This is a genomic window from Butyrivibrio sp. AE3006, assembly GCF_000424165.1.
Classification (GTDB): Bacteria; Bacillota; Clostridia; order Lachnospirales; family Lachnospiraceae; genus Butyrivibrio.
The window spans coordinates 1-6,830 of record NZ_AUJJ01000039.1 but is presented as its reverse complement, the minus strand read 5'-3'; the positions used below and the strand labels follow the sequence as shown (position 1 = coordinate 6,830).

Genomic DNA, 6,830 nt, shown 5'->3' with positions numbered 1-6,830 from the left:
GCATAAGCTTGCCAATACAAGAAAAGGCACTTGGAGAGCGGCACAGATGCTTTCCATTGCGCTTACAAATAAAATAATAGCCAAGCTCGGATATACGTCCATGCTTGACTATTATCTGAAAGTCTGTTGAAAACTAAAGGAACCGCCTTGGTACCGAACGGTATGCCGGGTGGTGTGTGAGGTCGGCTACTCACTTGAGGGGTAGCCTCCTACTCGATTATTTTAAAGATATTTTGATTCGGGAAATATTCTTTTTTGGAATCAAAAATACAGCGATATTATGACTTGTCTGTACCGTATGGATCAATGGTTGCAGCACGGCGTCTGTGTTCATCCTCAATTGCTGCGTAGTGTTTGGCTGTGGTATTTATATCTTTATGGCCAAGAACATCTGCAACAAGGCGAATATCACCGGTTTCGCGGTATAATGCTGTGCCATAGGTGCTTCGCATCTTGTGAGGTGTAAGTTTTTTCCCGGGGACAGCCATCCTGGTGTATTTCTGAACCAGAATTTGCACGGATCTGACCGTAATGCGGCTTTTTCTAAGGGATAAAAACAGGGCTTTTTCCTTGGAATCAGCCAGTAATGTGGGCCTCTCAAACTCTATATAATCCTTAATAGCTTCCGCAACAGCTCTGTTAAAGTAAAGAATCTGTGTATTTCCGCCTTTTCGGACTACTGTGAAGGAATTTTCATCAAAATTAAAGTCATCTATATCAAGGCCCACACACTCAGATACACGGATTCCGGTATTGAGTAGGAGAGTGAAGATAGCAGTATCACGGAGAGTAGTCTTCTCACATAACGCTCTCTGCCTGTCGGAAACTTTAATATTGGTATTAATGACAGTATCCATCAATGTGTTAACTTCATCGGAATTCATGCGGATTATGTCTTTTTTTGGCGCTTTTTTCCTTTTTGCAGCACCAAGTGTCGGATTGTTTTTCAGATAATGATGAAGGCACATGAATTCGTAAAATCCGCGAACTGCAGACATACGCCTTGCAATTCCTTTTTCTTTATTCACATGCTTATTTTCACCATTATTAAACTGCAAAAATCGCTGGAATTCATTGATATCTTCAAATGTCAGCTGATCAAGAATTTCCAGAGGAATATCCTTGATTTTCTCATTGTCATTTAGTATTGGATTTTTCTCAGCAAGAAATTTAAAGAAAGTGATCAGATCATAGGCATACGATACAACTGTATTAATCTGCGAAGTGAGTTCCTTATCATCAAGAAATGATAAACAATATCCGGGAAGCTCAGCTTCAAGTTCATGTAATTTCTCTAAACGTGATAAATATAATTTACGATTGTATTCAGAATCAGCCCCCATAAAATTACCTCCAACAAAACCATAGAATCATGCGAAAACACAGAATCCATGCGGATCTGATAAATATATTATAACACGTATTCTAATTTCGTTAAAGAGAGATTTAGCGAAATAATAGATTTGTATCACTACGCTTCTGTGCATAAATTGAAGAATTTAACGCGACTTTTAGTAAAAAAATAAGCCCAAAAGGTCTCGTTAACCTCTTCAATTGTCGTGATACAGGTCTATTCATATAATGAATATATGAATAGATCACAAGACGATATCAATGTAATCAAAAAAGTTAATATGATTGTTCAAGAAAGACTTCCTAAATTTGCTTCAAGATATTTCAAGGCCAATATGGAAGTTAAAACACCAAGAACACTCTATGGATATGCTGTTGATCTGACATCTTTCTTTGAATACCTTGAAGATACGAATGAGAAGTCATTTGAGATATCCAGGATGTCTATTTCAGACTTAAATAAGGTTTCAGCTTCGATCATAGAAGATTATCTCGATTACAGCCGTACATACATGGATAATGGAGAGACTAAAATGCGCTCAGATTCAGCCATAAAGCGTAGATACAGCTCTCTCTCCTCTTTCCTGAATTATTACTACAGACTGGATATGATAGACAGTAATCCAGCGACAAAGGTTATACCCCCAAGGATCAGTAGTCAGATAAATATCCCTCCCAAGAATAACTCTAACAGGGAGGTTATTGACTTTATATATCATAGATCATTGGAAGGTAAAAAGGCGGTATTTCAGGAAAAGACATTTCTTAGAGATGCTACTATCGTTACACTGATTGCAAGTACTGGAATTAAAGTTTCTGAGCTTGTTGAACTCAATATTGAGGATGTTCATCTTGATGAGCTTTATATCATTGTAAATGCACGTAAAATGCAACGAAAGGTATATATATCAGAATCTACTGCTCAGACTTTAGGACGATATCTTTCTGAAAGGCTTACTGTCATAGCTGAATATAAACATGATAATGCCCTATTCTTAAGTCTGAGGGCTAAAAGAATATGCATACGCTCTGTAGAGTTAATGATCAAAAAGTACTCAGAAGCAGCTTTTGATGGCAAAGAGCATCTGACACCGGAGTCAATTCACAGAACATTCCGCAACACTGTATTTAATCAGTCTAAGAACGTGCCCGTTACGTGTGATATATGCGGACTTGATAGTGATACTATCCTTCAATACTATCGTCCATACATTGATGATTATGAAAGGCATAAAGGGCAGAATTTTAATTTATAAAGTATTCTGGCAAACTAACATACAAAAAATCAAACCTCTATCTCATCAAAGGTATAGAGGTTTTTTGAGCAAATACAGGATCCATTTATCTTGCCCCTTCCACAATATGTCACTAAGTCAAAACAGCATAAAAGTCCTCCTGCCATTACTGCGAAATAATGACAGGAGGGTTAAACTTACTTCTTATTCTTTACTCTCTTAACTGTTGCGTTCTTAGGAAGGCCTGATTTTTCAAGAAGTTTTTTGTTTTTCTCAAAGTTTTTGGCATTAGTTTGCACCTTTATGATCACATTCTTCTTGGTGTTCTTAAAGGCACCCTTTCCAACCTTCTTAAGCTTTCCTCTGATGACGACTTTCTTGACCTTCTTACCGTAATTGAAGGCGTTCTTGTCGATAGTATTGATGTTTTTGCCTATATCCACTTTTGTTGCCTGCTTGCAGTTTTTAAGGAATCCTTTGCGGATTCTTGTAACTTTGTAGGTCTTGCCATTTGCTTTTACTGTAGCAGGAACGACTACTGTTTTGAGGCTCTTGCTGTTTACATTTTTGAGGTCTAATTTTGTACCATTAGCCTTTTTGAAGACAAATTGTGAAATCTGCTCATCAGTCTTGCTGTAGTTGGTAACCAATATTGTTTTGCCATCAGCATTCTCTTTTGTAACAGTCTTGGTTCCATCAGGATTCTGCTGTGTATCATCACCTTCATCCTGGCTTTGCTTCTGCTCTTCTATTGTGACTGTAACACAAGCGGGTTCAGAATCTGTATGACTATCATCACCTACAACTTTGTACCATACATAATAGGTTCCTGCGTCGGTGGCTGTAGGGATGGATGTGGTATAAAGTGATTCATCCATCGGAGCCGTCTTCTCGGTGGTTACGGCATACTTCATGGTGTAACCTGCCGGAAGCGCCGTGGTCGGGGTATTAATCAACTGAATCGGATTTCCGGTATAGGTCATGCCGCTGCCAGTCTTTGCCGAAACCTCGCTCATAACCTGCGCAATCTGATCTGCCACAGCCTGTGTCGTACAGCTTGCAATGGCGTTATTGAAGTTGTTCAGTGCCGTTGTGACTCCTTCTTCTGTTGTTGCCGCTTCGATTGCCGCAAGTGCAGTGGTCTTAGCGTTCGTCACGGTCTGCTGGTCTGCTTCGATATAATCAGTTGCATTTACAGCGTTGACCGTTGCGTTGGCTTCTGTCTTGGCATCCGCCAGTTTCTGTGCTTTGGTCTTCACCGCGTTCACTGCGCTTTCTGCATTGCTCTTTGCCGTGCTAATGCCGTCAATGGTGGTCGCATTGTCGATAGCTGTCTTGCCGTTCGCTATTGCTTGGATCAGCGTTGTCCAGTCGGCTGCATCATAGTCATTTTGGTTCTTTCCGCTCTGCAATGTATCGAGGTTTGCTTTTGCTGATGTCTTCGCATCCGCCAAAGGATCTGTCGCATCCGGAACAGCAATAGATGTAGCAGTTGCTGTCGGCGTGCCAGAAACCGTTATAACCGTATCGCTGGTTTTGGTAACAGTGATCCCATTTGTTTCTTTATAAAGTTCACTTGTCTCAGGGAACTTATATCCTGTTTTTGCTGTATAGGTCACTGTGGTCATCGCACCACGGGTATTTCCCATGTCGAAATAATTCTGGGTGGCAGTGCCTCCGCTTATTGCCGCATTTGCACCACCTGACAGATTCACAGATGAGAAGATGACAGATGACAGATTGAGCTTTAAAGCGGGGCGAACACCGAGCTTGTAATTCACAGGAATGCCACCGACGTTCACGCCGCCGCTAGCGCCGAGCACGACCGCCGCACGAGTACCATCTTGGCCGGGCGAGCAGAGCCACCAGGAATTATCATCCGCTTCACTTGCCTGATTGCATTTCAGCACATTCCGACCCGCATTCCCGATTGTATTTGTCTGATCCGTTGTCAGCAGGAACATCCCGATTTCGTTAACTGCTGTTTTGGCAGTTGTTGAGATATTGTCCCTATAATAATTATTAACGGCAGTTTCTACAGCAGAGCCACTGTATGTGTTTGTTTGGTTTGAACTAAACACTGATGCGTCGCCAACACATTCCTTTGAAAGTAACGTCACCGTACTGACATCGTAATCAATCAGATACCAGTCCTTATTGTCAAATTTGACGACTGTTGTGGTGTTTTTGATACCTGCATAGGGATCATCATCCGCATACGCCGTCAGGCTCATCCCCGGAATCAGCCCCAGCACCAGCGCGAGGCTGAGCAGGATGCCCAAAAGTCGTTTCTTCTTTTTCATAAGCAATTTGTCTCCTTTCATATTCACGGCTGTTATGGCCGCCGCTAACCATGTTGAACAACGCAAAAACCGCCGAACCTGACAGGGTATAGTAACCCCGTCAAGTCCGACGGTTATCCATCACGAATGTTGTATTCAGTTTTAGAGCAAGACAAAAAGGCACAGTTTACCTTACTGTGCTGTGCTGTGCTGTGCTGTGCTGTGAAAGCGTAGGCCTTTTCCGCATGTTAAACTGTATCCCATAAAGTGGACACGCCCCTTTCCTAAATTTCCAGATTTTGGACACCACATTTAGTGGTACATCCCCGTTTTCTGGACACGGTTTTTTAATGAAACCCCCGGCTTGTGGACACGTTCTTCTTTATATCCAACCTTATGTAGGATAAAATCATTCATACAAGGAGGCTGTTATGAGAGAACGTCATCACATCAATCAATTCACCCCGGAGCAGATTGAACTACTTGCTGCCAATCCCTTCACGCTTAGCGTCACCGCTTACAGGATTTCTTATACCCTGGAGTTTAAGAATCTGTTCCTCTCGCATTACGAGAACGGAGAGCTTGTCAGGGACATCTTCCGGGAGCTTGGCTATGCCCCTGGTATTTTAGGGGACAGCCGTATGTACAGCTTCTCCCATAAGCTACTCAGTGATGTTGAAGCCGGCAAGCCGATCACAGAAGGTTCTGTCCGCAAGCCTGCTGAAAAGCCTGTAAAAACTGATTATAACACCATGCCTGCACAACAATCCGTTGCCTCCATGCAGCGCGAGCTGACTTATCTCAGGCAACAGGTGGAGTTTCTAAAAAAAATTTCGCAGCTGGACACAACCAAAAAGTCCGAGCCATAATCATGGAAAAGCCCAGTGCTGTATACGAAATCATATATTCCATAGTCTCTGCCGAGGACAATGTACAAAGCGTAAAAGAACTTTGTCAGATAGCCGGAGTGTCCAGATCCGGTTACTACAACTGGGTTAACTCAGCCAATAAACGGGCTGAACGCGAAGCCCGGGACAGAGCCGACTTTGAACTCATCCTTGAAGCCTATAACTTCAGAGGCTACGCAAAAGGCATCAGGGGCATCCATATGAGGCTTTTGCACATGGATCCGCCAGTTCTTATGAACCTTAAGAAGATTCAACGCCTGATGCACAAATACGGGCTTAAATGCCCTATCCGTAAGGCTAATCCTTACCGCCGTATGGCAAAGGCACTTAAGACCGATGCCTTAGCTGACAACCTGCTTAAACGCGAGTTCCGCGAACACGGTCCCAGAAAGGTCTTGCTGACCGATATTACATACATTCCATGCTGCGGCGTGTTCTTTTACTTGTCGGTCATCAAGGATGCATACACGCTCCAGGTTCTCGCCTATGTGCTTAGTGATTCTCTGGAGGTTGACTTCGTCCTTGAAACTGTGAATATACTGATTGCCAACCACGGTACCACTTTGGATGACGAGACCCTTATACACAGTGACCAAGGTTGCCATTATACAAGCAAGAAGTTCCGGGAAATCGTCAAGGACTACAATCTCCGACAGTCAATGTCCCGCCGTGGAAACTGCTGGGATAACGCCCCGCAGGAGAGCTTCTTCGGTCACATGAAGGATCACATCATGGACAAGATAGCTGCCGCTGAATCCTTTGACGATGCCAAGGCAATCATTGATGACTACATGGACTTCTACAACAATGACAACGGCATCTGGGAACTTGCAAAGCTTACTCCCAACGAGTTTTACAAATACTGTTTAACAGGTATATACCCTTTACCAAAGTACAATCCGGATCTGCAGGGATTAAATCCTGCCCTCTCCGGTTTATCATAAAAACTGAATACAGAGGTTGGTTGTCAAGGAAGGGCACCCCAATATATAGTCTCTGACATTTCACTCTACTATTTTGAAAAATGTCCTTGACAAGGGGTACACTTTATC

General features: G+C 42.7%; 5 protein-coding genes. 3 read left to right on the top strand and 2 right to left on the bottom strand.

The features are described from left to right. Positions 1 to 278 precede the first annotated feature (278 nt). On the bottom strand, positions 279 to 1,343 hold the full coding sequence (locus tag G603_RS0115650) for a tyrosine-type recombinase/integrase (RefSeq protein ID WP_026670816.1): 1,065 nt from the start codon (positions 1,341 to 1,343) through the stop codon (positions 279 to 281). Between the two features lie 291 nt (positions 1,344 to 1,634). On the opposite strand from G603_RS0115650, the gene G603_RS0115645 reads away from it, so the two are divergent. Then, positions 1,635 to 2,609, top strand: a complete 975-nt coding sequence (locus tag G603_RS0115645; RefSeq protein ID WP_026670815.1) for a tyrosine-type recombinase/integrase — start codon at positions 1,635 to 1,637, stop codon at positions 2,607 to 2,609. Between the two features lie 176 nt (positions 2,610 to 2,785). On the opposite strand, the gene G603_RS0115640 is transcribed toward G603_RS0115645, so the two are convergent. Further along, on the bottom strand, positions 2,786 to 4,891 hold the full coding sequence (locus tag G603_RS0115640; protein ID WP_026670814.1) for a leucine-rich repeat protein: 2,106 nt from the start codon (positions 4,889 to 4,891) through the stop codon (positions 2,786 to 2,788). A gap of 410 nt (positions 4,892 to 5,301) precedes the next feature. Between G603_RS0115640 and G603_RS0115635 the strand changes: the two genes are divergently transcribed. Together G603_RS0115635 and G603_RS0115630 are read left to right on the top strand one after the other, a co-directional pair. Beyond that, positions 5,302 to 5,739 (top strand): HTH domain-containing protein, encoded by a 438-nt coding sequence (locus G603_RS0115635; protein ID WP_026670813.1) that lies wholly within the window; start codon positions 5,302 to 5,304, stop codon positions 5,737 to 5,739. A 2-nt stretch (positions 5,740 to 5,741) separates the two neighbouring features. Further along, positions 5,742 to 6,722 (top strand): IS3 family transposase, encoded by a 981-nt coding sequence (locus G603_RS0115630; RefSeq protein ID WP_026670812.1) that lies wholly within the window; start codon positions 5,742 to 5,744, stop codon positions 6,720 to 6,722. Positions 6,723 to 6,830: the final 108 nt, after the last annotated feature.